General features: G+C 65.0%; 22 protein-coding genes, 1 other RNA gene and 1 riboswitch. Of the genes, 12 read left to right on the top strand and 11 right to left on the bottom strand.

What is annotated here, in order from left to right; all coding sequences use genetic code 11:
• The first annotated feature begins 130 nt into the window (after positions 1–130).
• Complete coding sequence (locus GC1_RS15870) at positions 131–901, top strand: DUF1013 domain-containing protein (protein WP_019298237.1); 771 nt, start codon at positions 131–133, stop codon at positions 899–901.
• Between the two features lie 325 nt (positions 902–1,226).
• Entirely contained in the window at positions 1,227–3,371 is a 2,145-nt protein-coding gene (locus tag GC1_RS22975) for an ATP-binding protein (RefSeq protein ID WP_082020137.1), read from the top strand.
• A 103-nt stretch (positions 3,372–3,474) separates the two neighbouring features.
• Here the strand turns inward: GC1_RS22975 and GC1_RS15860 are convergent, their stop codons facing one another.
• On the bottom strand, positions 3,475–4,362 hold the full coding sequence (locus GC1_RS15860; RefSeq protein ID WP_019298235.1) for a LysR substrate-binding domain-containing protein: 888 nt from the start codon (positions 4,360–4,362) through the stop codon (positions 3,475–3,477).
• A 137-nt stretch (positions 4,363–4,499) separates the two neighbouring features.
• Here GC1_RS15860 and GC1_RS15855 point away from each other — a divergent pair, with 137 nt between their 5' ends.
• Both GC1_RS15855 and ltaE read left to right on the top strand, forming a co-directional pair.
• Complete coding sequence (locus GC1_RS15855; protein ID WP_019298234.1) at positions 4,500–5,177, top strand: hypothetical protein; 678 nt, start codon at positions 4,500–4,502, stop codon at positions 5,175–5,177.
• Positions 5,174–6,223 carry a low-specificity L-threonine aldolase gene (ltaE, locus tag GC1_RS15850; RefSeq protein ID WP_019298233.1) on the top strand — a complete coding sequence of 350 codons (1,050 nt, stop codon included), beginning with the start codon at positions 5,174–5,176 and terminating at the stop codon, positions 6,221–6,223. The genes GC1_RS15855 and ltaE overlap by 4 nt, the downstream gene beginning before the upstream one ends.
• Positions 6,224–6,295: 72 nt before the next feature.
• Here the strand turns inward: ltaE and recR are convergent, their stop codons facing one another.
• Positions 6,296–6,895 carry a recombination mediator RecR gene (gene recR / locus GC1_RS15845; protein WP_019298232.1) on the bottom strand — a complete coding sequence of 200 codons (600 nt, stop codon included), beginning with the start codon at positions 6,893–6,895 and terminating at the stop codon, positions 6,296–6,298.
• A 135-nt stretch (positions 6,896–7,030) separates the two neighbouring features.
• Between recR and GC1_RS15840 the strand changes: the two genes are divergently transcribed.
• Positions 7,031–7,534: a GNAT family N-acetyltransferase gene (locus GC1_RS15840; RefSeq protein ID WP_052260506.1), complete on the top strand. Its 504-nt coding sequence runs from the start codon at positions 7,031–7,033 to the stop codon at positions 7,532–7,534.
• A gap of 60 nt (positions 7,535–7,594) precedes the next feature.
• Here the strand turns inward: GC1_RS15840 and GC1_RS15835 are convergent, their stop codons facing one another.
• From GC1_RS15835 to GC1_RS15825, 3 genes are read right to left on the bottom strand one after another with little or no spacing between them, the layout of a single operon-like run.
• Positions 7,595–7,939, bottom strand: a complete 345-nt coding sequence (locus tag GC1_RS15835; protein WP_019298230.1) for a YbaB/EbfC family nucleoid-associated protein — start codon at positions 7,937–7,939, stop codon at positions 7,595–7,597.
• A 10-nt stretch (positions 7,940–7,949) separates the two neighbouring features.
• Positions 7,950–8,348 carry a hypothetical protein gene (locus GC1_RS15830; RefSeq protein WP_029205032.1) on the bottom strand — a complete coding sequence of 133 codons (399 nt, stop codon included), beginning with the start codon at positions 8,346–8,348 and terminating at the stop codon, positions 7,950–7,952.
• The gene (locus GC1_RS15825; protein ID WP_272946447.1) at positions 8,324–10,177 is read right to left on the bottom strand and encodes a DNA polymerase III subunit gamma/tau; all 1,854 of its coding nucleotides are present in this window, start codon (positions 10,175–10,177) and stop codon (positions 8,324–8,326) included. Before GC1_RS15825 ends, GC1_RS15830 begins: the two co-directional genes overlap by 25 nt.
• 180 nt (positions 10,178–10,357) lie before the next feature.
• Between GC1_RS15825 and GC1_RS15820 the strand changes: the two genes are divergently transcribed.
• A complete protein-coding gene (locus GC1_RS15820) occupies positions 10,358–10,873 on the top strand; it encodes a protein-tyrosine phosphatase family protein (RefSeq protein WP_019298227.1) in 516 nt (171 codons plus the stop codon).
• Between the two features lie 54 nt (positions 10,874–10,927).
• Here GC1_RS15820 and GC1_RS15815 read toward each other — a convergent pair whose 3' ends face one another.
• Positions 10,928–11,332: a hypothetical protein gene (locus GC1_RS15815; RefSeq protein ID WP_152612453.1), complete on the bottom strand. Its 405-nt coding sequence runs from the start codon at positions 11,330–11,332 to the stop codon at positions 10,928–10,930.
• 108 nt (positions 11,333–11,440) lie between these two features.
• Positions 11,441–11,662, bottom strand: a riboswitch (cobalamin riboswitch).
• 18 nt (positions 11,663–11,680) lie between these two features.
• Positions 11,681–12,301, bottom strand: a complete 621-nt coding sequence (locus GC1_RS15810) for a TetR/AcrR family transcriptional regulator (RefSeq protein ID WP_019298225.1) — start codon at positions 12,299–12,301, stop codon at positions 11,681–11,683.
• A gap of 70 nt (positions 12,302–12,371) precedes the next feature.
• On the opposite strand from GC1_RS15810, the gene GC1_RS15805 reads away from it, so the two are divergent.
• Positions 12,372–13,250, top strand: coding sequence for an alpha/beta hydrolase family protein (locus GC1_RS15805; RefSeq protein ID WP_019298224.1), 879 nt, complete (start codon positions 12,372–12,374; stop codon positions 13,248–13,250).
• A gap of 11 nt (positions 13,251–13,261) precedes the next feature.
• Here the strand turns inward: GC1_RS15805 and GC1_RS15800 are convergent, their stop codons facing one another.
• Together GC1_RS15800 and nudC are read right to left on the bottom strand one after the other, a co-directional pair.
• Entirely contained in the window at positions 13,262–13,729 is a 468-nt protein-coding gene (locus GC1_RS15800; protein WP_019298223.1) for an SRPBCC family protein, read from the bottom strand.
• A gap of 56 nt (positions 13,730–13,785) precedes the next feature.
• The gene (nudC, locus tag GC1_RS15795) at positions 13,786–14,769 is read right to left on the bottom strand and encodes an NAD(+) diphosphatase (RefSeq protein WP_019298222.1); all 984 of its coding nucleotides are present in this window, start codon (positions 14,767–14,769) and stop codon (positions 13,786–13,788) included.
• A 334-nt stretch (positions 14,770–15,103) separates the two neighbouring features.
• Between nudC and GC1_RS15790 the strand changes: the two genes are divergently transcribed.
• Both GC1_RS15790 and ffs read left to right on the top strand, forming a co-directional pair.
• Positions 15,104–16,957, top strand: a complete 1,854-nt coding sequence (locus GC1_RS15790; RefSeq protein WP_019298221.1) for a 5'-nucleotidase C-terminal domain-containing protein — start codon at positions 15,104–15,106, stop codon at positions 16,955–16,957.
• Between the two features lie 63 nt (positions 16,958–17,020).
• An RNA gene (gene ffs, locus GC1_RS22225) (signal recognition particle sRNA small type) lies at positions 17,021–17,119 on the top strand.
• Positions 17,120–17,219: 100 nt separating this feature from the next.
• On the opposite strand, the gene GC1_RS15785 is transcribed toward ffs, so the two are convergent.
• Complete coding sequence (locus GC1_RS15785) at positions 17,220–18,053, bottom strand: prephenate dehydratase (protein ID WP_019298220.1); 834 nt, start codon at positions 18,051–18,053, stop codon at positions 17,220–17,222.
• Between the two features lie 118 nt (positions 18,054–18,171).
• On the opposite strand from GC1_RS15785, the gene GC1_RS15780 reads away from it, so the two are divergent.
• On the top strand, positions 18,172–18,681 hold the full coding sequence (locus tag GC1_RS15780) for a c-type cytochrome (RefSeq protein WP_019298219.1): 510 nt from the start codon (positions 18,172–18,174) through the stop codon (positions 18,679–18,681).
• Between the two features lie 99 nt (positions 18,682–18,780).
• Here GC1_RS15780 and GC1_RS15775 read toward each other — a convergent pair whose 3' ends face one another.
• The gene (locus GC1_RS15775) at positions 18,781–19,017 is read right to left on the bottom strand and encodes a putative hemolysin (protein ID WP_019298218.1); all 237 of its coding nucleotides are present in this window, start codon (positions 19,015–19,017) and stop codon (positions 18,781–18,783) included.
• 216 nt (positions 19,018–19,233) lie between these two features.
• Between GC1_RS15775 and GC1_RS15770 the strand changes: the two genes are divergently transcribed.
• Both GC1_RS15770 and GC1_RS15765 read left to right on the top strand, forming a co-directional pair.
• Positions 19,234–21,147: an extracellular solute-binding protein gene (locus GC1_RS15770; protein ID WP_019298217.1), complete on the top strand. Its 1,914-nt coding sequence runs from the start codon at positions 19,234–19,236 to the stop codon at positions 21,145–21,147.
• A gap of 10 nt (positions 21,148–21,157) precedes the next feature.
• Positions 21,158–22,243 carry a microcin C ABC transporter permease YejB gene (locus GC1_RS15765; protein WP_019298216.1) on the top strand — a complete coding sequence of 362 codons (1,086 nt, stop codon included), beginning with the start codon at positions 21,158–21,160 and terminating at the stop codon, positions 22,241–22,243.

Genomic DNA, 22,243 nt, shown 5'->3' with positions numbered 1-22,243 from the left:
GCAATGATGCCGACTATATAGGGCGGAAGTTCCCCGACAACGGAAACCTGCCCCGGAACGCCGGGGACGCCATTTCAGGCGGCGGGAGAGATGTATCCGGGGATCAAAGGTGTTTTAAGGAGATGAGCACATGGCAAAACCGTTGATGGCCAAGGCAACCGCCGTGTGGCTGGTGGACAATACCACGATCAGCTTCAAGCAAATCGCGGATTTCGTGGGCATGCACGAGCTGGAGATCCAGGGCATCGCCGACGGTGAAGTGGCGGTCGGCGTCAAAGGGTTCGACCCGATGGCGAACAACCAGCTGACCCAGGAAGAGATCGACAAGGCGCAGGCCAATCCGCTGCACAAGCTGAAGCTCAAGTTCAACCCGGCCGCGGCCGGCGAGGAAAAGCGCCGCGGTCCGCGCTACACCCCGCTGTCCAAGCGTCAGGACCGTCCGAACTCGATCCTGTGGCTGGTCAAGTTCCACCCGGAACTCAGCGACGGCCAGATTGCCAAGCTGGTGGGCACCACCAAGCCGACCATCCAGTCGATCCGCGAGCGCACCCACTGGAACATTGCCAACATGCAGCCGATCGACCCGGTGGCGCTGGGCCTGTGCAAACAGTCCGAGCTGGACTCTGCCGTGCAGAAGGCCGCGGCCAAGAAGGCAGCCGAAGGCGGCGTGATGAGCGACGACGAGCGCCGCAAGCTGGTGTCGACCGAGCAGTCGCTGGAGATGGATGCCGAACCGAAGATCCCGAGCGCCATCGAGGGGCTGGAAACCTTCACCCTGGGCGGCGGCCTCAACGACGACGACGAAGAGAAGAAGGAAGAGAACGTCCTGGACGCCGACAGCTTCTTCAACCTGCCGTCCGGCGGCGATGACGAGGATGACGAAGAGGACAACCGCTTCTGATCCGGATCTGTCCGGCCTAGGGCAGCCGGGCTGCCCGGCAAACGGAAAATCTGTAAAAAGCCGCAGATCCGATGCTCCGGATTTGCGGCTTTTTCTGTTAGAATTGAGTCTCAATCATACAAGATGTTGACTGCGCGCTGGTTTTTCGCGCAGCATGATGTTGCAGTGCGGCCGTGTTCCAGGCCGCCTGCGGGGTGTTTTGTTTGCGGGGCAGGTCTCTGGAAAAGGGGCCGTTGCGCGATGTGAAAGGGACAGTGGTTAGCGAGTTATGCCAAAGGTCCGGTCTCTTGGGCCGGTCCGTGCAGGGATGGCAGGAGTATTGGTTATGGACGCATCCGGGGGTGCGGCGCTTGGGGAAAGCGGCCGCTTGGATCTAAGGCAATTGTCGGTCTTGAGCGGCCGGGAGTTTTGCCAGGCATTCACGGATCAGATGGCGCTGGGATTTGGCGCGGATCTGGTCACGGTGAGCCTGCTGCAGGTCGCGGAGGCCGACTACCTGAAGGTGGTGGCCAGCTGGTTTGACGGGCTGCAGCTGGGGGACTTCGAATATGACGCGCGCGGGGCGCCGTGCCACGATGTGGTGCTGAGCGGTGCGGCACAGGTTGTTCCGGACCGGGTGCAGCAGCTGTATCCCGAAGACGCGATGTTCATCGAGGAAAACATCAACAGCTATGCCGGGGTGCCGCTGAAAAATGCCGCTGGCGCCGTGGTCGGCCTGGTGCAGGCGGCCTGGCGGCAGGAGCCGGGAGAGGCACTGGCAGCGGAGGCTGTGGCTCACATGCAGCAGTTTGCCCCGCGCCTGGGGGCGGAGCTGGCCGGGCTGCAGCAGGTGGCGGCGCTGACGGCGCTTGCCCAGGGGCCGGGCAGCCTGCCGCTGCGGGCGGCGCTGCAGCAGCTGGCGGAGCAGTTGCAGAAGGCCTTCCGGGTGCGGTTTGCCTTCATAGCTGAATTCAATGCGGACCGCTCTGACGGTTACCGGGTGCTGGCCGCCTGCGAGGGCGGGACGACCGTGGCCGGGATTGAGGATGCCGTTGTGCCCTATCAGGGCACCCCCTGCAGTTTCCTGCGGGAGGGGGAGCCGTTCCTGGTGCCGGAGGGGCTGCAGGAGGTGTTTCCGGCGCAGGCGCACATGCGGGCGCCGGGGCTGCACTCTTATCTGGGCGTGCCGCTGCGGGATGCCGAGGGGCAGCTGGCCGGGCATTTTGCGCTGCTGCACGACCGGGAAATCGGGGAAGATATCAGCAAGGACCCTCTGATCGGGGTGTTTGCCCGGCGGGCCGGCCTGGTGCTGCAGCGCCGCCGGGCCGAACTGCGGCGGCGCCAGGCGGAACAGGCGCTGCTGTTGCGCCACAAGACCGAAAGCCTGGGGCTTCTGGCAGGCACCATCGCGCATGAATTCAACAATCTGCTGGCCTCGATGCAGGGTGGCAGCGAACTGGCGCTGGCGCATCTGGAGGCGGCCCACCCGGCGGTTGCGCATGTGCAGATGGTGGGGGACGGGCTGCGCGACTCGGCCCGGCTGATGCGGCAGCTGCTGGGCTATGCCCGGGGTGGCGGCACGCCGCAGCCGGAGGCCTGTGATCTGAACCGGATCGTACGTGAGACGCTGGCACTGGTGCCGTCAGAGTGCAAGCTGGGCAAGGCGGTGGTGCTGGATCTGGCGGGCGGGGAGCTGACTGCTCAGATCGACCCGGCGCAGGCAGGCCAGCTGCTGATGCAGGCGGTGCTGAATGCGGTGGAGGCGATCGGCCCCGGCGCAGGCACCGTGACGGTCGCAACCCGGCGCATCAGCCTGAGTGCGGCGGAGCGGCGGCGGCTGCTGAAGGGACGGAAGATGCCCGCGGGCGATTGCCTGCTGCTGGAGGTGCGCGACACCGGCGGCGGCATGGGGCAGGACACGATGGCGCGGATATTCGACCCGTTCTACACCACCAAGCCCGGCGGCCGCGGGTTGGGGCTGGCGGCGGCCATGGGCATCATCAGCAGCCACCGGGGCGGGCTGGCCGTGGACAGCCGGGAGGGCGGCGGCAGCATTTTCCGCTTCTATTTCCCGGCGGGCACGGCAGACGCGGAGCGGACGCCTGACGCCGCTGCCAGGCCGGTTCTCCGCAGGGATCAGGCGCGGCGGTTCCTGGTGGTCGATGACGAGGAAACGGTGCGCCGGGCCGTGGCAGGTTTGCTGCAGCTGCGCGGCTGCGAGGTGGTGCAGGCTGACGGCTATGACGCGGCGCTGGCGCAGCTGCAGGCGCAGGGACCGTTTGACGGCGCGGTGATCGACATGAGCATGCCGGGCCGGGGCGGCTGGGAGACGCTGGCGCGGCTGCTGCAGGTCCAGCCCGGGCTGAACGCGGTGATGATGAGCGGTTTTGCCTTCAGCGCGGCGGAGGCGGGGTTTCCGGAACTGAACGGCGTGCAGGTGCTGGATAAGCCCTTTACCAAGGAAAAACTCTACAAGGCACTGTTCCGCTAGGGATAAAAGGTTCGGGTGGTGGCCTCCCGCGCCTGCAGGTGCCCCTGCGGCCCCCTTGGCAGCCTTGGGCGTGGCGCCGCGCGGATGCGCGGCGCGCCAGCGTCTAGCCGGAAGGCGCCTGTTCCAGCAGCCAGGCCCGGACCCGTTCGATCCGGCTGGTCCCGGCCTTGGCCTGCGGCGTCAGCAGGTAATAGGCACTGGCAGGCGTGCAGCGGTGGGGGTGGGCCAGGATCAGCGTTCCTTCGGCCAGCTCGCGGCGGACCAGCAGCTCCGGCAGGATCGCCACGCCGTGGCCGTACTTCACCGCGTCGATCAGCATTTCGAATTGGCTGAACAGCGGTCCGGCGGGGCGGGCGGGCAGCGCCTCGCCCAGATCCTCAAACCAGATCTGCCAGCTGAGCGGGCGGGTGGTGTGCTGCAGTGCCGGATGATCCAGCAGCCGGGCGGCGTCCTGCAGTGGTGCCTCCAGCAGGCCGGGCGCCGCCACTGCCACCAGGGTTTCCGGCATCAGGAGGTCGGCGCGGAAACCCGGCCAGGGCGGATCACCCTGCACGATGGCCAGGTCCACCAGGCTGGCATCCACCTGGGCATTGTCCAGATAGGTGATGGTGTTGACCGTCAGCCGCGGCTGATCCTGCGCCAGCCGCGCCAGATGCGGCATCAGCCAGCGGCTGCCCAGTGTCGGGTAGGTGCCGATGTTGAGCGCGCCATAGGGGTTGTCGCGGGTGCGCAGCCGGTAAAACGTGGCCTCCAGCGCCTCCAGCTGCGGCGCCAGCTCCTGCAGCAGCATTTCGCCCGCACCGGTCAGCTGCACCCGCTGGCGTTCGCGCTTGAACAGGGTCTGGCCGGTCTGTGCCTCCAGCCCCTGGATCTGGCGGCTGAAGGCGCTTTGCGACAGGTTCATTGCGCGGGCGCCCTGGGCAAAGCTGCCGGAGCGGGCGGCGGCCTCGAAACACAAGAGGGCGGAGATGGGCGGGATCTTGCGGCGCATGGGGGTACCCTGCCACTTGTTGCATTTTTTGCAATACTATTTGCGAAAGCCCGGCTTTATTCAGACGTATCTGCCTGCAACGATGGCGCCGAATGCATCACCACTCACGTACAGCACGAAATTTGGGAGCGCGCGGCATGACATTTGTTCCGCAAATCAACGACGCTGATGCCGGGGCCGTGGCCCGGGCCATGCAAACCATGCCCGACTCCGCCTCTGTGGCGGAGTTTGTGCCGGGGCCGGGCATCCAGCGGCTGGAGCTGACATTCGACATCCAGCTGCTGCAAGAGGCGCTGGAGGAATGCCTGCGCCGCGAGGACTTCATGGGCGGCATGCAAGACCAGGGGTTTGCCGCGCTGCCGCTGACCCAGAGACCCGGGCAGACGGAGTGGACCGCCAACGACCTGTCGGGCCGTTACTGGCTGCGCGCCGACGACCGCTATGTCGAGGAGCCGCGCGAGGATCTGGTGCCGGAGGTGGATTTTTCTGAGTTCAATCCGAAGTTCGCCGGCACCTATTTCGAGCATGTGCATGCCGAGCTGGCCAAACGCTTTCCGATCGGGCGCACGCGGGTGCTGTCCAAGGGCCTTTATAACTGCAACTCCTGGCACCGCGACCCGGAGCCGCGGCTGCATATCCCGGTTGTCACAAACCCCGGTTCCCTGTTCATCGTCAATCATCACGTCACCCACTTGCCAGCGGACGGTTCGGTCTATTTCACTGACACCCGCGGCTACCACACCGCATTGAACGGAGGCGAAACCCGGCGCGTCCACATCGTGGCGGCGCTGGCTTATGAGCAGGTGACAGAATGAGCCAATACACAGGGCTGGCGGGGGCAGGGGGCGATGCACCCCTGTGCGATCTGCGCAGCGATACGGTGACGCGGCCCGATGCGGGCATGCTGCGGGCGATGGCTGCGGCGGAACTGGGCGATGACGTCTTTGGCGAGGACCCTTCGGTGAACCGCCTGGAGGCTGCGCTGGCCGAGCGTCTGGGCAAGGCGGCCGGCCTTTTCCTTCCTACTGGCACGATGAGCAATTTTACTGCCATGCTGGCGCATTGCCAGCGCGGCGAGGAAGTGATCTGCGGCAGGGGTTATCATGTGAACGCCTATGAGGCGGCGGGCGCCTCGGTGCTGGGCGGCATTGCGCTATGCCCTCTGCCGGTGCGCGCGGACGGGGCGCTGGACCCGGCAGAGATCCGGGCTGCGGTGAAGGAGGATGATCCGCACCTGCCCATCAGCCGCCTGTTGTCGCTGGAGAACACCCATAACGGGCTGGCGGTGCCGCTGGCGGATATGGCCGCGGCGGCAGAGGCGGGCCGGGCTGCCGGGTTGTCGGTGCATCTGGACGGGGCGCGGTTCTTCAACGCGGTCACCGCGCTGGGGTGTTCGGAAACAGATCTGGCCGGGCTGGCGGATACGGTGTCGGTCTGCCTGTCCAAGGGATTGGGCACGCCTGCAGGATCAGTGTTGGTCGGGCCAGCGGATCTGATCGCCAAGGCGCGGCGCTGGCGCAAGATGCTGGGCGGCGGCATGCGGCAGGCGGGCGTGCTGGCGGCGGCCGGGCTTTACGCGCTGGAGCACAACGCGGGACGGCTGGCGGAGGATCACGCGCGGGCGGCGGAACTGGCCGGAGTGCTGCGGGGCCTGGGCGCGGGTGACGTGTCCCAGGCCACAAACATGGTGTTCTTCACGCCGGGTGACGGACGCAACGATGATCTGCGGATGCACCTGGCGGCAGAGGGCTTGGTGATCGGCGGCGGCAATTCCGGTGCCATCCGCATGGTGCTGCATAAGAATGTGGATGACGCCGCGCTGGCGCAGATGGTGCAGGGGTTGCGGCGTTTCTACGGCTAGCTGCGGGCGCCGGAAAATTCGAATTTTCCGGCCAAAATTCTTATCAAGAATTTTCTGCGCCCGGCCGCGGCGTCAGATTTCCTTGCGGGCCTGCATCGCGGCGGAAATTGTGCCGTCGTCCAGATAATCCAGCTCACCGCCGATCGGCACGCCCTGCGCCAGGGAGGTGAGCTTCACCTGTCCCTGCAGTTGGTCGGCGATGTAATGCGCCGTGGTCTGGCCGTCGATGGTGGCATTCAGCGCCAGGATCACCTCGCGGATGCCCTCCGTCGCCACCCGGTCCACCAGCCGCGGGATGCGCAGATCCTCTGGTCCCACCGCGTCCAGCGCGGAGAGCGTGCCGCCGAGCACATGGTAGCGGCCCTTGAACACGCCTGAGCGTTCCATCGCCCAGAGGTCAGCCACATCCTCGACCACGCACAGCTCGCCGTTGCCGCGCACCTCGTCGGTGCAGATCGGGCAGATCTCGCTGGTGCCGGCATTGCCGCAGTTGAGGCATTCGCGGGCGGTCGCCGCCACTTCGCTCATCACGTCAGCCAGCGGGGTCAGCAGCAGCGCCCGCTTGCGGATCAGATGCAGCACCGCGCGGCGCGCCGAGCGCGGCCCCAGCCCCGGCAGCTTGGCCATCAGGTCAATCAGGTCTTCGATGCCGGTGGTGGAGTTCTTGATCATGCCTTGGGCCCTTTGCTTCCCAGCCATATAGGCTGATCGGGACAGGGAAGCGCAAGGGCAGGGCGGCAAAATGTTCGGGGTTTGTTTTTCTGGCGCGCGGCGCTATGCCTTGCCTGCAAAGGCGGAGGGTTCGGAATGGACGGCAGGATTGCGCGAGACGCAGGAGACGTTCCCCAGTTGCGTTTTGCCCGGCTGACGGAGGTGCCGCCGCAGGAAATTGCCCGCCACATGTCAGACCCGCGGATGGCCGAGCATATGCCGCTGCTGACAGGGGCGTGGGATGAGGAGGCGGCCAAGGGTTTCGTGGCGGCCAAGGAGGCCTGCTGGCAGCGCGACGGGCTGGGCCATTGGGCGTTTTTGCGCGGGGAAGATTACCTCGGCTGGGGCGGGTTCCAGAAAGAAGGCGCAGAGTGGGATTTCGGGCTGGTGCTGCGGGCGGACTGTTTTGGCCTTGGCCCCGCCATCGCGCGCAAGGCACTGGCGTTTGCCCGCCAGGATCCGCGCATTCCCTTTGTCACCTTCCTGCTGCCGCCGACGCGGCGGCACCTGCGGCCGCTGATGCGGCTGGGGGCGGTGCTGACCGGGGAGGTGCAATACGAGGGCCGGCGCTTTTTGAAGTTCCGGCTCGAGACGGGCTGAGGCGGAAAAGAAAAAGGCGGCACCTGACGGGCCGCCTTTTCGCTATCTGCTTGCCGGTTCTTAGAACGGCAGCTTGATGTCCTTGGGAAGACCCATGCTTTCGGTCAGCTTGGCCATCTCGTCCTGCGCCTTTTCCGCCGCTTTTGCCTGGGCGTCCTTGATCGCGGCCAGAATCAAGTCCTCGACCACTTCCTTGTCGTCGCCGTTGAAGATCGACGGGTCGATGTCCAGGGCTTTCAGGTCGCCCTTGGCGGAGGCGGTTGCCTTGACCAGGCCGGCGCCGGCCTCGCCGGTCACCATGACGTTGTGCAGGTCTTCCTGCATCTGCGCCATCTTGGTCTGCAGTTCCTGTGCCGATTTCATCATCTTGGCCATGTCGCCAAGACCGCCGAGGCCTTTGAGCATGTGTCTTCTCCTAAGTGCGGGGGCGCAGGGCGCCGTAAGTCATCCCGGCACATATCGCAATTGCGAGCGCGATGAACAAGTGGGGGGAGGCCGTGCAGTCTTCGATTATGCCCAAGGCCTTCTTATCATCAAAGAAAAGTTCATGGTTATCCACGGCAATCAGCAGCGCCAGCAGGCCCCAAAGTGCGCCGGAAATTGCAAACGGCACGCGCTTTCTGCTGCAGAGCGCGAATCCGGCAAGGGCGAAGAGGGCCAAAACAACAGGTTTGGCCGAGAGCCGCAGAAGCACATCCCACGCGCTTTCATGTGCTTCACCTGTGGCAAAGCAAGTGGTGGCGAAGGCAGTTGCCGGCAATGTGAGCAAGGGCGCCGTCAGGCCCGCCGTCACCCGTCCTCGAAGGGATCCCATTCGTCTTCCACTTCGGGCAGGGCCTCGGCGGCGACTTCGGCGGCCAGTTCCTCGGGCGTGCGGATGCGGGTGATCTTGGCCTTGGGGAAGCTTTCCAGAACCGCCTGCACCAGCGGATGCGCGGTGGCTTTTTCACGCAAAGCGTTCTCAGCCGCGTCGCGGATCTCGGCAATGGTGGGCGCCTCGCCGTCTGGCGCGATGGAGACCACCCAGCGGGCGCCGGTCCAGTTCTGCAGCGCCGAGCCGAGCCGTGCGGCCAGATCGCGCGGCGCCTGGGCCGAGGGGGTGAATTCGATCCGCCCGGGCTGGTAGGAGACCAGGCGTACGCCGGTTTCCACCTCAACCAGCAGTTTCACGTCGCGGTTGGTGCGGATCAGTTCAACCACATGTTCAAAAGACGGATAGCGGGCCAGGGCAGAGCTGACCTGCGGCGCCAGCGCTGTCACCGTGCCGCCGCCGCTATGGGCCACGGGTGAACCGCCGGGCGCGCCGCCTGCCGGGCCGCTTTGCGGTGCAGCACCGCCAAGCGCCTGGGCGCCCATGCCCTGCATCTGCACGCCGCCGCCGGGGCCGCCCGGGCCGGGGGGCGGCGGGGGCGTGTCCTGCAGCTTGCGGATCAGCTCCTCGGGCGAGGGCAGGTCGGCCACATGGGTCAGCCGGATCACCGCCATTTCCGCGGCCATCATTGCGTTGGGGGCGGCGGCCACTTCCTCCAGCGCTTTCAGCAGCATCTGCCACATGCGGGTGAGGACGCGCATTGCCAGCGCATCCGCCATCGCCTTGCCGCGGGCGCGTTCATCGGGGCTGACGGTGGGGTCCTCGGCCGCATCAGGCGTGATCTTCACCACCGAGACCCAATGGGTGATCTCTGCCAGATCGCGCAGCACCGCCAGCGGGTCGGCGCCCTCGGCATACTGGCCGCTGAGTTCCGTCAGCGCCGCCGCCGCATCGCCGCGCAGGATCATGTCCATCAGGTCCAGCACCCGGCCGCGGTCCGCAAGGCCCAGCATGGCGCGCACCTGATCGGCAGTGGTCTCACCAGCGCCGTGTGAAATCGCCTGATCCAAGAGCGAGGTCGCATCCCGGGCAGAGCCCTCGGCGGCGCGTGTGATCAGCGCCAGCGCATCCTCTGCGATTTCGGCGCCTTCGGCAGTGGCGATCTTGCGCAACAGGGCAATCATCACCTCCGGCTCGATCCGGCGCAGGTCGAACCGCTGGCAGCGCGACAGCACCGTCACCGGCACCTTGCGGATTTCCGTAGTGGCGAAGATGAACTTCACATGCGCGGGCGGCTCCTCCAGCGTCTTCAACAGCGCGTTAAAGGCGGAGGTCGACAGCATGTGAACTTCGTCGATGATGTAGATCTTGTAGCGGGCCGAAGCGGCGCGGTACTGCACCGAGTCGATGATCTCGCGGATGTCATTGACGCCAGTGCGCGAGGCCGCGTCCATCTCCATCACGTCGACATGGCGGCCTTCCATGATCGCTGTGCAATGCTCGCATTTGCCGCAAGGATCGGTGGTGGGGCCGCCCTGGCCGTCCTCGCCGACGCAGTTCATACCCTTGGCGATGATCCGGGCGGTGGTGGTCTTACCGGTGCCGCGGATGCCGGTCATGATGAAGGCCTGGGCAATCCGGTCGGCGGCAAAGGCGTTTTTCAGCGTCCGCACCATGGCGTCCTGGCCCACCAGATCGGCAAAGGTCTCTGGCCGGTATTTGCGGGCCAGAACCTGGTATTGGGAAGGGGTGGTGCCGCTGGGGGTATCGTTCATGATGTCTCGTGCCGGATTCGATGTGCGGGTGTCCCGCGTTCCGCGCAGGGTATTCAAGCGCAGCCGGTTCGTCCACCGCTGATGGGCAAGTGCCGGCCAGCCAAGAAAAGGTTTTGGATTTGGCGGGTTTGGCGGTTAGAATCCCCTTGCAAGACCCTGGGCGGGAGTGGGAATTGGAACGCAACGCGAGGAGGCGGCATGCGATCTGACGAAGTCTCTGGGACTGCGGCGCAGGAGATGCCTGTGCCTGTGAACATTTCCATATACGAGGTGCCCGTCGCGGGCGGGATGCTGGCGCTGTGCCCCTTGCCTGGCAAGGGCGGCGACTACCCTGGCGACATGGGCCGGATCAATGCCTGGAAACCCGGGCTCGTGATCTCCATGACCACGGCTGAGGAACACGCGGCAGCGGGCAGTCACCGGCTGGGCTGCGACATTCAAAGCATGGCCTGCCGCTGGGTGCATCTGCCTGTGCCGGATTTCGACGTGCCATCCCGGCAGGTGGCAATGAAATGGCCCAAGGCCAGCGCTTCGGCGCGGATGGCGCTGGAGGGCGGCGGCCGGGTGCTGGTGCATTGCAAAGGCGGCTGCGGCCGCTCCGGCATGGCGGTGCTGCGGCTGATGATTGAAAGCGGCGAAGATCCCGCGCAGGCGCTGGCCCGGCTGCGGGCCGTGCGCCCCTGCGCGGTGGAGACGCAGGCTCAGATGGAATGGGCCTACGCTGGTCGTTCCGCGGGGTTCCGGCCGCAATAAGGCGGCAGCCCAGTGCGGCCTGCCGAACCTTGTTTCTGTGCCCTGACTGCTGGCCTAAAGCGCCAGCATCTGCTCTGCCTGATGCGCCTTTGCCGTTTTCGGCAGCGCCTCCATCAGCGCGCAGGGGCGGGCGTCCAGTTTTGACGCTGCAAAACCGGTGCCGTCGCGGCTGAGGATCGCATCGGCAAACCGGTCCAGCCCCTCGCGCGGGGCCTCTTCTCCGACACCGCAGAACAGCCGGATCCGGTCATGGCTGGCCACGAACTGCGCCGGGCAGTTGCGCGGGCATCCGTCCAGCGCGCTGGTGCCGGTGATTTCGAAATCTTCCTGGGTCAGCGGCTTGGCCTTGGTCATCGCCTCGGCCAGTTTGGCGATCATCCGCTCCGCTGCGGGGCAGGGCCGCCCCAGGTATTTGCAATCCGTTGCCGCATAGAAATGCGTCTTGTCCGTCCACATCATGTTTGCGCCCTCCGCGCGTGGTGCGGGGGTTTTGGGGACAAGAGACCGGATGAAAAAGCGGAAAGCCCGCGGTGCCATCAGACCCTGTCCGGACACCCCGCCCGGGTTCGAGTTTCACATTCGATGGCAGGTCTCCTGACTTGCGGGTCGCAGCTTTCCCGATCCTTCCCGGCCTCTTAGAGGGCCAGTGGCTCTATCGGGGTCGCTCGCCGCTTACAGTTGCGGGGGCAGTCGCGGAATTGGCGTCGCCGGAGGCGGGCCGCACCGTGTTCCCTTTTCATCCCGGACACAAGATTCTGTGGCGCGGGAACCATCGCCACAAGCGGTAGCGGCTTCCGCCTCGAGTCGTCAATCGTTTTTCTGCGGCTGCACATGGGCGGGGAGGGGCCTGTGCATCTGAAGGTGCAGCCCCCGGATCACATCCGAATCGCGCCGCACCCGGGCCAGCTGCCAGCCGCCCTGCAGCAGGATATAAAAGTTCTCAGCGGCCGCGCGGGCCTCTGCCTCTGCCAGGCCGAGGCGCTGGGCGTGGGTCGAAGTTTCAGTGATCCAGCCTTCAAACAGTTTGGCGGCGTGCTGGTGAAACGCCTCGTTTTCCGGCCCCTCGAACAGAGTGGCGGAGACCGGGCAGCCGCTCCATTTGCCCTGTTTGTCAAAGAGTTTCGCCAGTTTGTAACAGACCGTCTTGGCGCCTTCCTGAAACGTCGGGGCAGGAGTGAAAGACGCGTCGATCAGCACCAGCATCTGCTCCGACGCCCAGTCCGCCGCTGCCAGGGCCAGATCGGATTTGCCGTTCGGGAAATGGTGGTAGAGCGAGCCCTTCGGCGCCTCCGCCGCGGCCAGCAATTCCGCCAGGCCGGTGCCGCTGTAGCCCTTGTTGCGGAACAGGCCGGCGGCCGCCCGCAGCAGCCGCTCGCGGGTTGGGACGGGGCCGTCCGGGGCGGCAGAGGGTGTCGTCACGTCAGTCATGGCGGCAGGTTGACAGCATTAGACCGAATGGTCCAGAGGTGGAATAGACCAATCGGTCTAGGAGGGTGCCATGCTCGACAGCCATGCAGAACACAGCGCGGATATCCGGGTGGAGGACGTGCGCTTTGCTGCCGGAGATGCGGCGCTGGCCGGGCGGCTCTATCACCCTGCGGGACCTGCCAGGGCAGCGGTGGTGCTGAATGGCGCAACCGGGGTGCCGCAGGGCTACTACCGGCATTTCGCGCGCTGGCTGGCGGCAGAGCGGCAGATGGCTTGCCTAACCTACGATTACCGGGACTTCGGGGCCTCGGCGCGCATGCACCCGCGCCGGTCACAGGCCACCATGGGTGATTGGGCGCTGGCGGATCAGCCAGCCGCCCGGACAGAAATGCAGCGGCACTATGCGGGCGTGCCGATGTATGTGATTGGCCATTCTCTGGGGGCGATGCTGATGCCCCTGCAGGAAGGCCTGACGGACGTCGCCCGCATGATCGTGGTTGCGGGCGGCTTGGTGCATCACCACGATCATCCCTGGCCCTACCGCGCGCTGGCGCTGGCCTTCTGGTTCGGCCATGTGCCGGCGCTGGTCCGTGCCTTGGGCTATCTGCCCGGGCGCGCGGTGGGGGTCGGGGCCGACTTGCCGGCTGGTGTCTACTGGCAGTGGCGGCGCTGGTGCACCACGCCGGGCAGCTACCTGCCGGAGACCGGCACCACGCTGCCGCAGCCCCGCTGGGCGGAAACCGGCATCCCGGTGGATCTGTTTGCGATGGCGGATGACGACGTGGTGCCGCCGCCAGCGGTCTGGCGGCTGAGCGATGCCTATGGAGATGTGCCGCAGCGCCGGATTGTGCTGGATCCGCAGCAGGCCGGCGTCCAGAAAATCGGCCATCTGGGCGCCTTTGCCCGCGCCAATGCCGCGCTGTGGCCGCGGCTGCTGCCGCAGGCCTGACCGGGGCTTCCTCAGGCTGTCCGGCTCAGACGCTCTTCAGTCAAGCGGGCATAATCCGCCAGCCGCAGTTTGAAGCGGCGATTGAGGTTGCTGCGCGCCAGTTTCAGCGATTGCACCAGCAAGCGCCCTGTCAGGGTGGTGGGCGACAGCTTGAGCCGGACCGCCATCCGGGTCCGTTGCGGCGACAGCGCCAGCAGCTCGACTTCCATCCGCCCGTCAACCCCGCTGCCGCTGCCATCCAGCGCCATGCCTGACGGCGGCGTGTAGGAGGCCATCGTCAGCTTGATCGCGCGCGGTTTGCCGCGGAAGCTGAAGGACAGGTCCCAGGCCAGGCCATTTCCCGGATGGGCAGGGTCGCCGGTGCGCTGCAGCTCGATGCCGCGCCGCAGGGCAGACCGCTCCAGCGTGCCGAAGTCGGAGATCGCCGCAAACACCTCTGCAATCGGGGCTTCGATGTCTTCCTTGCTGTGAAATTCCATGTTCGCCTGCCTCGTCTGCGGCTTGGGATCGGTGCCGTTTCCGGCAAATATGCGCCTTAGTCCAGCGTGTCTGCAAGCCAGTTCTTGATCAAAAACTGCGCAATCGCGCCTTTGCGTGCGGGTTTCAGAACCGGGTGTTCGCCTGCAAAGACAGTCATCATCTCCTGGCGGCTGATCCACATGGCGTCCTCGATCTCTTCCGGGTCTATGGTGATCTCACGGCTCAGCGCCTCGCCTGCGCAGCCGAACATCAGCGACATCGGAAAGGCCCAGGGCTGGCTGGACAGGTAGCTGACCGGGCCGACCCGCACGCCGGTTTCCTCCAGCACCTCACGGCGCACCGCGGCCTCCAGCGTCTCGCCCGGTTCGACGAAGCCTGCCAGCAGCGAGTACATGCCTTCAGGCCAACCGGGGGAGCGGCCCATCAGGACGCTGTCGCCATGGGTGATCAGCATGATCACCACCGGGTCGGTGCGCGGGAAATGCGGGGCCTTGCAGGACGGGCAGACGCGCTGCCAGCCCGCCTGCGCCATGTCACTGGGCGCGCCGCAGCATGCGCAGAACCGGTGGCTGCGGTGCCATGCCAAGAGTGCCTTGGCGGTGGTGGCCAGTTCCGCCTCCAGCGGGGTGAGGCGGGTCATGATCCGGCGCAGCTCTGCAAATACATGTGTGTCCGGCAGCTCAGGATGCTGCTGCTCGCTGGCGTCGGCAAAGCTGTTGAGAGCATCCTGGTCCAGGTCCTGCGGCTGCCAATCGCTGATGTCGCAGGCAAAGCAATGCGTGCCGCCGGGGGCCTGGCCCAGGTAAATTGCGTCACCCTTGCGGTCCGCCGCCAGCGGATGCGAGGGCGGGGTCCAAGCCAGGCCGCAGGGCAGATCTCCCTCCGCTGCACGCCGCGTGAGCGGCTTGCCGCGCCACATCAGCAGCACCTGCGCCTCAGAGCTGTTCCAGGCCGCCTCCAGCGCCGCCGTGTCCGTGCGCAGATGCGCCGCGCGCTCCAGCCCGCCGCCGCCAAAGGTCACCTGTTCCGCGCGTTTCATGGCAATTCTCCTATGGCTGGCGGACGTCTGGCCGCGCTCAACGGGGAAATGCGGCAATGCATGACAGTGTGCCGCAGCCGTTGCCAGCATTTGCCTGCGATCTGTGCTTGCCTGTCGCAGTGCCGCCACACCTGGCATCGTTGACGTAGGGTCATTTTGCAGCAGAACAGGGGCATCCGCGCCGCCGCCTCAGGGCGTCTACGAAAAAGTTAATACGCAGAGAAAAGGATTCTTTGCAAATTCTGAAAACGCTGATTCAAATAGCGCCGAACAAGAATGGCGCCGAATGGTGCGAGAGGAGCGGCGGGCAGGCGGTGTCAGCAGTATTTTGGACATGACAGGCGGGCCGGCGGCCTCCAAGCCCCGCAGTGCCGGGGAATTGCATGTGCTGGCCACCACGGACCTGCACTGCAATCTGCTGAGCCATGATTACTATGCCAACAGGCCGGATCCGGCCATTGGACTGTCGCGGGTCGCAACCCTGATTTCTCAAGCGCGTGCTGAGGCTGCGCAAAGCGGGGCGGCCTGTATCCTGGTCGACAATGGCGATGGTTTGCAGGGGGCGCCGCTGGGAGATGTTCTGCCGCAGGCGTCCGGTCCGCATCCGCTGGTGCGTGCATTCCAGGTTCTGGAATATGATGCCGCCGGCCTGGGCAATCACGATTTCGATTCCGGGCTGGAGGCGCTGGCAAATGTGCTGCAGGACGCGCCCTGTCCGGTCCTGTGCTCCAACCTGTCAGCGGCTGATCCCGGCCGCGCGCTGCCCTTTGCAGCCTCGGCCGTGCTGGAGCGGACAGTGCCTTGCTGCCCGGACCTGCCTCCGGTGCAAATCGGAGTGATCTCTGTGCTGCCGCCGCAGACGCTGGCCTGGTGCCGGCAAGCGCTGGAGGGGCAGCTGCGGGCAGACGGCATTATTGAAGCCGCAGCAGAGCGGGCGCGGCAGCTGAAGGCGGAAGGCTGCGATCTGGTGCTGGCGCTGGCGCATACCGGGCTGGCAGCGGCGGGCGGAGACAGCAGCGAAAACGCATTGGAAGACTTGGCAGCCCTGGCGGAGATCGACGCCGTGGTCGGCGGACACACCCACCTGACACTGCCGCACCCGGACCACCCCTTTGCTAAGCCAGTGGTGATGCCCGGTGCGCATGGGTCGCATCTGGGGGTGATCCGGCTGGAGCTGGAGTATGCTGCTGGCGGCTGGCAGATGGCTGGCGGCTCTGCCTGTTTGCAGCCGGTCTCGCAGCCTGGCGCAGCCGGCACCGCAACTCCGCTGGCAAAAGAGGATCCTGTCCTTGTGCAGGCGCTGGCAGAGGATCATACCTGCACTCAGGAGCGGATGCAGGAACCGGCGGGCCACAGCCCGGTCGCGATGCATTCCTACTTCACTTTCTTCGCCCCGGACCGGGGCCTGACACTGGCTGCCTGCGCCCAGGCCGCCGCGGCGCGGGTGCTGCTGCGCGGCACTGCCGCCGAAGACCTGCCGCTCTTGTCCGCAGCGGCACCGGGCAAATTCGGAGGCCGCTCCGGGCCGCAATCCTACACCGACATTGCGGCCGGCGGGCTTTGTGCCCGCAATATTGCGGATTTGCAGGTCTTCCCGAACGAATTGCGGGCGGTGGCCGTTACTGGCGCACAGCTGCGGGATTGGCTGGAAATGTCAGCCGGGCTGTTCAACCGGATTGCGCCGGGCAGCTCCGGCCAGCGGCTGACCGATCCGCTGCGGGCCGGGCACAACTTCGATGTGATTTTCGGCCTCAGCTACCGGATCGACGTCTCCCAGCCGCCGCGGTATTCCGCATCAGGGGATCTTCTCAATCCTGAGGCCCGGCGGATCACCGATCTTTGCTGGCAGGGCCGTCCGGTGGACCCCGGCCAGCGCTTTGCGGTTGCGCTCAACAGCTACCGGGTCAGCGGCGGCGGCCGGTTCCGGATGCTCGAGGAGGCGGAAGTGCTGCCGCTGCCGCCGGTCCGTATCCGCCAGGCGATCCGCGACTACATTGCCGGGCGTTTGCCGCCGGAGCCGCTGGCAGAGATGCCCTATCCCTGGCAGCTGGCGCCGGTGCCGGGCACCAGCGCAGTGGCCGTGACCGGCCCTGGCGCAGCGGAGCACCTGCAGGAACTGCCCGCCGGGCTGGCCGCGCCGCGCGGTTTCAACAGCGGCGGATTCTGGGAGCTGGAGCTGCAGCTTTAAGCATCCAAAGGAGGTGCCGGAGTGGCCCTTGCCAATCCCGGCAGCGGTCCTTATATCGGGATTCGAGAGGTTGGCGCGGGCAAGCGCCTCGCCAACCTGGTCAGGTCCGGAAGGAAGCAGCCACAACGAGCCCCGCTTGGGTCGATGTCCAGCCTCTCACTTATCCCCGCCGTTTTGTGATCAAGGCACCGTTTTCCTGCGAGGAAAACGGCCAGGAAAATCGATTTTTCCTGGCCGGAATTCGCGCCGAATTCCGGCTGGCCTAGAACCGGCCGTTGTCTGCCGGATAGACGCCGAGAATTTCCACATTGGTGGTGAAATAGCTCAGCTCGTCCATTGCCAGCTGCACATTGGCGTCATCGGGGTGGCCCTCGATATCGGCATAGAACTGGGTTGCGGTGAACGAGCCGTCCACCATGTAGCTTTCCAGCTTGGTCATGTTGATGCCGTTGGTGGCAAAGCCGCCCATCGCCTTGTAGAGCGCCGCCGGGATGTTGCGCACCTGAAAGACGAAGCTGGTGATCATGTTGTGGGCGCCGCGGCGGGTGTAATCAATATCCTTGGCCATGATCAGAAAACGGGTGGTGTTGTCGCCATTGTCCTCGATATGGCGGGCCAGCACGTCCAGGCCGTAGATCTCGCCCGCCAATTCGCTGGCCAGCGCGGCAGAGTGGATGTCGCCGGCCTCGGCCACATCGCGGGCGGCGCGGGCGTTGTCGGGGCTGACGCGGCCGCGGATGCCGTGTTCGCGCAGAAAGGTTCCGCATTGCGGCAGCAGCACCAGATGCGAATGCGCCTCGCGGATATCCTCCAGTTTCGCCCCCGGCACCGCCAGCAGGTTGATATGCACCCGCACAAAGGCCTCGTCGATGATGTGCAGCCCGCTGTGCGGCAGCAGCCGGTGGCTGTCGGCCACCCGCCCGTAGGTGGAGTTCTCCACCGGCAGCATCGCCTGCTCCGCCTCGCCGCTGCGCACCGCCTCCAGAATCTCCTCGAACGTGCGGCAGGGCAGCACCTCCATACCGGGGCGGGCAATGCGGCAGGCCTCGTGGCTGTAGGAGCCAAGCTCCCCCTGAATGGCGATTTTGCGGCTCATGGGTGTGTTCCCCGTGCAAAACTTCAAGAATTGGGCGTTTCGTCGCGCTGTCTATACCTTGCCACTTGGGAGGGGAAGCCTTAGACACCCCTGCAGACAGCTAAATGGACTCGCGATCATGTTTGACACGATGACCCTCACCAAAGCGACCGCAGGCATCTGCGGCGCGTTCCTGGTATTCCTTCTGGGCAAATGGGGCGCAGAAGTACTGTATCACATGGACAGCCACGGTGAGGCTTCCTATGTGATCGAAGTCGCCTCGGCCGAAGATGCCGGCAGCGACGAGCCGGAAGTCAGCTTTGAAGAGCTGATGGCCTCCGCCGACGCCGCCAAAGGCGCCAAGGTATTCAAGAAGTGCTCCGCCTGCCACAAGCTGGAAGACGGCGCCAACGCAACCGGCCCGTATCTCTACGGTGTGGTTGGCCGCGATATCGCTTCCGCATCCGGCTTCGGCTACTCCGGCGCGCTGACCGGCCTGGCCGGCAAGGCCTGGACCCCGGAAGAGCTGGACGCCTTCCTAGCCAAGCCGTCGGCCTATGCCTCCGGCACCACCATGTCGTTCTCCGGCCTGAAAAAGCAGGCCGACCGGGTGAACCTCATCGCCTATCTGGACAGCCTGGACGGCTAAGCCGGACCGCTGTCCCAGCACTCCAATTGAAAAAGCCGCTGCAAACCGCAGCGGCTTTTTTTTGATGTTCGCGTGAGTGGTGTTCCGTGAGCGGCCGGATCAGGCCGGGTTGTTTTCCCGGTAATAGGCCAGCGCGTCGCGCTCTGTGCCGTCGGGCAGGATGCAGACGCCGATGGTGCCCGCCTTGCCGCTGCGCAGCACGTAACTGCCGCCGGTCTGCACGCAATAGGCCTCTTCCGGGCTGGTGTAGACGACTTCCTCTTCCTGCTGGGCGCAGGCGCTGAGCGCTGCGGCCCCGGCAACCGCAAGGGCGGCAAATCTCATTGACTTCAGCATCGCAAACTCCCTCGTTTCATAACGCAATCGTGATATGAGGCTGGCAGGCAATTTTATTGCGGGCAAGCGCGGCCTTGAAAAAGCATGGTTTTCGGCTGCTTTGTGCCAAGAGAGCCGGGGATATCACCTAATCTCAACTTGAATGTTACCACCCCCGGCCATTAGCTTGGGGCGAGAAATCCGGGCGCGAATTCCGGAAAAAGGAGGTCATGGCAGATGAACACCGCTCGAGCAGCGGCGCGGGTGCGCGCCAAGGACAGAGTGACCCCGCTGCAGGCCGCCGCCGCGCTTGCTTTTGGTATGATCCTGGCGCTGGCCGCCGCGACGCTGGCTAGGGCGGATGAGACTATCATCAAGGCGCATGGCTTTGCCGAGTTCGGGGAGCTGAAATACCCGGAAGGTTTCGCTCATTTCGATTACGTCAATCCAGAAGCCCCCAAAGGCGGTGAACTGTCGATTTCCGCAGTCGGCACCTTTGACAGCATGAACCCGTTCACCCGCAAGGGCCGCGCCGGGATGCTTGCCTCCAGCCACTACGAAAGCCTGCTGGTTGAATCCTATGATGAGCCCGGTTCATATTACGGGCTGGTCGCGGAAAGCCTGGAATACCCCGAAAGCCAGGACTGGGTGATCTTCAACCTGCGGCCTGAGGCCAGGTTCTCCGACGGTACACCTGTCACCGCCGAGGACGTCGTATTCTCCCACAACATCCTGCTGGATCAGGGGCTGAAGTCTTATGCCGAGGCCGTCCGCAAACGCATCCCCAAGGCAGAGGCGCTGGGCCCGCACCGGGTCAAATTCCACTTTTCCCCGGATTTTCCGCGCCGGGCGATGATCTCCCAGGTTGGTGGCACGCCAGTGTTTTCCAAAGCCTGGTTCGAGGCGGACCCGGAAAACCGCCGCATTGACGAGCCACGCCTCGATCCGGGCATCGGCTCCGGGCCTTATGTGCTGGAAAGCGCTGATGTGAACCAACGCATCGTTTACAAGCGCAACCCGGACTACTGGGGCAAGGATCTGAACGTGAATACCGGCCGCCACAACTACGACCGCATCCGGGTCGAGTACTTCGGCGATGCAATCGCTGCAATGGAAGGCTTCAAGGCTGGTGTCTACACGCTGCGTACGGAAAGCAATTCGAAGAGCTGGGCAACCGCTTATGACTTTGCCGCGGTTGACAACGGTCTGGTAATCAAAGCGGAAATTCCAGACGGAAATGTGCCTGCTGCCGCCGGTTTCGTGATGAACCTGCTGAGGCCCAAGTTTCAGGACATCCGTGTGCGCGAGGCGATGCAGCTGGCGTTCAATTTCGAATGGACCAACGAAAGCCTGCAATACGGGCTGTTCCGGCATCGCTCCTCTTTCTGGCAGGACACGCCACTGGCTGCCACCGGCCTGCCAGAGGGCCGCGAGAAAGAGTTGCTGGAGGCGCTCGGCGATCAGATCGACCCGTCTATTTTGACGTCGGAGCCGGTGATGGCGCATGCCTCCAAGGCGTCGCGCCCCGGCGACCGCAAGAACCTGCGCCGGGGAATGAAGCTGCTGGACGAGGCCGGCTGGACCGTCGGCGATGACGGCATGCGCCGCAACGCAGAAGGCACACCGCTGAAGATCGAATTCCTTGTGGACAGCCCCACCATCGAGCGCATCGTGCAGCCCTATGTCGCGAACCTGCGCACCATGGGTGTGGATGCGGTGGTCAACCGGGTCGATTACGCCCAGTTTACCAGCCGCCGCCGGGAAAAGGAGATCGACATGATTTTCACTGCTTTCCCGATGTCATTGGAGCCGTCGACCGGTCTGCAACAGTATTTCGGCTCGGAGGCGCATGAGTATTCGGTGTTCAACCCGGCCGGGCTGGCCGATCCGGCAGTAGACGTGCTGATTGATGGCGTTATCGAGGCCAAAACCCTGGAAGACCTGCGTGCTAATGTGCGTGCTTTGGACCGGGTGCTGCGGGCCAAGAGGTTCATGGTGCCAACCTGGTATCTGGATGTGAACTGGGTTGCCTATTGGGACATGTACCGCCAGCCGGAAAACCTGCCGCCCTATGACACCGGCCTGCTGGACCTGTGGTGGATTGATGCGGCGCGCGAGGCGGAACTCAAAGCCGCCGGCGCGCTGCGGTAAGGGACCTGAGATGGCAGCCTATATCCTCCGGCGTCTGCTGCTGGTGATCCCGACGCTGTTCGGCATCCTTGTGGTGAACTTTGCCTTGGTTCAGTTTGTGCCCGGCGGCCCCGTGGAGCAGATCATCGCCCAGCTCGAGGGCGGCGGCGACGTATTCGAGGGCTTTGCCGGCGGCGGCGGCGATACTGGCACCGAGGCGATCAGCTCCAATGACAATTACGCCGGCCGCCAGGGCCTGCCGCCGGAGCTGATCAAGGAGCTGGAAGAACAGTTCGGCCTCGACAAGCCGCCCTTGGAACGCTTTCTGACCATGCTCGGCAACTACGCCCGCTTTGATTTCGGCGAGAGCTATTTCCGCAAGATCGACGTCACCGATCTGGTGCTGGAGAAGATGCCGGTTTCGATCTCGCTGGGCCTGTGGTCAACGCTGATTGCCTATCTGATCTCAATCCCGATGGGCATCCGCAAGGCGATGCGCGACGGCTCGCCTTTTGACACCTGGACCAGCGGTGTGATCATCGCCGCCTATGCAATCCCCGGCTTCCTGTTTGCCATCATGCTGCTGGTGCTGTTTGCCGGCGGCTCCTACTGGCAGATCTTCCCTTTGCGCGGCCTGACATCCGACAACTGGGAAAGCCTCAGCCTGTTCGGCAAGGTCATGGACTATTTCTGGCACATCGCGCTGCCGGTCACCGCCTCCACTATCGCGGCCTTTGCGACGCTGACGCTGCTGACCAAGAACTCCTTCCTTGACGAGATCAAGAAGCAATACGTGATGACCGCCCGCGCCAAGGGCCTGAGCGAGAACCGGGTTCTTTACGGCCATGTGTTCCGCAACGCGATGCTGATCGTGATCGCGGGCTTCCCGGCGGTGTTCATCGGCGTGTTCTTCGCCGGCTCGCTGATTATCGAGACGATCTTCTCGCTCGACGGCCTTGGCCGCCTCGGGTTCGAGGCCGCGGTGGCGCGCGATTACCCGGTGATGTTCGGCACCATGTATATCTTCGGCCTGATGGGGCTGGTGGTCGGCATCATCTCCGACCTGATGTATGTGGTGGTCGACCCGCGCATCGACTTTGAAAAGCGGGAGGGCTGA

It is taken from the genome of Leisingera sp. ANG1, from assembly GCF_000203975.2.
GTDB lineage: Bacteria > Pseudomonadota > Alphaproteobacteria > Rhodobacterales > Rhodobacteraceae > Leisingera.
The sequence above is the reverse complement of the archived record's forward strand: the minus strand, read 5'-3'. Positions and strand labels throughout refer to the sequence as shown.

Excerpts from the sequence above, each read along its gene's own strand:
- GC1_RS15870 (WP_019298237.1), top strand. The coding sequence starts at position 131 with ATGGCAAAACCGTTGATGGCCAAGGCAACCGCCGTGTGGCTGGTGGAC.
- GC1_RS22975 (WP_082020137.1), top strand. The coding sequence starts at position 1,227 with ATGGACGCATCCGGGGGTGCGGCGCTTGGGGAAAGCGGCCGCTTGGAT.
- GC1_RS15860 (WP_019298235.1), bottom strand. The coding sequence starts at position 4,362 with ATGCGCCGCAAGATCCCGCCCATCTCCGCCCTCTTGTGTTTCGAGGCC.
- GC1_RS15855 (WP_019298234.1), top strand. The coding sequence starts at position 4,500 with ATGACATTTGTTCCGCAAATCAACGACGCTGATGCCGGGGCCGTGGCC.
- ltaE (WP_019298233.1), top strand. The coding sequence starts at position 5,174 with ATGAGCCAATACACAGGGCTGGCGGGGGCAGGGGGCGATGCACCCCTG.
- recR (WP_019298232.1), bottom strand. The coding sequence starts at position 6,895 with ATGATCAAGAACTCCACCACCGGCATCGAAGACCTGATTGACCTGATG.
- GC1_RS15840 (WP_052260506.1), top strand. The coding sequence starts at position 7,031 with ATGGACGGCAGGATTGCGCGAGACGCAGGAGACGTTCCCCAGTTGCGT.
- GC1_RS15835 (WP_019298230.1), bottom strand. The coding sequence starts at position 7,939 with ATGCTCAAAGGCCTCGGCGGTCTTGGCGACATGGCCAAGATGATGAAA.
- GC1_RS15830 (WP_029205032.1), bottom strand. The coding sequence starts at position 8,348 with ATGGGATCCCTTCGAGGACGGGTGACGGCGGGCCTGACGGCGCCCTTG.
- GC1_RS15820 (WP_019298227.1), top strand. The coding sequence starts at position 10,358 with ATGCCTGTGCCTGTGAACATTTCCATATACGAGGTGCCCGTCGCGGGC.
- GC1_RS15815 (WP_152612453.1), bottom strand. The coding sequence starts at position 11,332 with ATGATGTGGACGGACAAGACGCATTTCTATGCGGCAACGGATTGCAAA.
- GC1_RS15810 (WP_019298225.1), bottom strand. The coding sequence starts at position 12,301 with ATGACTGACGTGACGACACCCTCTGCCGCCCCGGACGGCCCCGTCCCA.
- GC1_RS15805 (WP_019298224.1), top strand. The coding sequence starts at position 12,372 with ATGCTCGACAGCCATGCAGAACACAGCGCGGATATCCGGGTGGAGGAC.
- GC1_RS15800 (WP_019298223.1), bottom strand. The coding sequence starts at position 13,729 with ATGGAATTTCACAGCAAGGAAGACATCGAAGCCCCGATTGCAGAGGTG.
- nudC (WP_019298222.1), bottom strand. The coding sequence starts at position 14,769 with ATGAAACGCGCGGAACAGGTGACCTTTGGCGGCGGCGGGCTGGAGCGC.
- GC1_RS15790 (WP_019298221.1), top strand. The coding sequence starts at position 15,104 with ATGACAGGCGGGCCGGCGGCCTCCAAGCCCCGCAGTGCCGGGGAATTG.
- GC1_RS15785 (WP_019298220.1), bottom strand. The coding sequence starts at position 18,053 with ATGAGCCGCAAAATCGCCATTCAGGGGGAGCTTGGCTCCTACAGCCAC.
- GC1_RS15780 (WP_019298219.1), top strand. The coding sequence starts at position 18,172 with ATGTTTGACACGATGACCCTCACCAAAGCGACCGCAGGCATCTGCGGC.
- GC1_RS15775 (WP_019298218.1), bottom strand. The coding sequence starts at position 19,017 with ATGCTGAAGTCAATGAGATTTGCCGCCCTTGCGGTTGCCGGGGCCGCA.
- GC1_RS15770 (WP_019298217.1), top strand. The coding sequence starts at position 19,234 with ATGAACACCGCTCGAGCAGCGGCGCGGGTGCGCGCCAAGGACAGAGTG.
- GC1_RS15765 (WP_019298216.1), top strand. The coding sequence starts at position 21,158 with ATGGCAGCCTATATCCTCCGGCGTCTGCTGCTGGTGATCCCGACGCTG.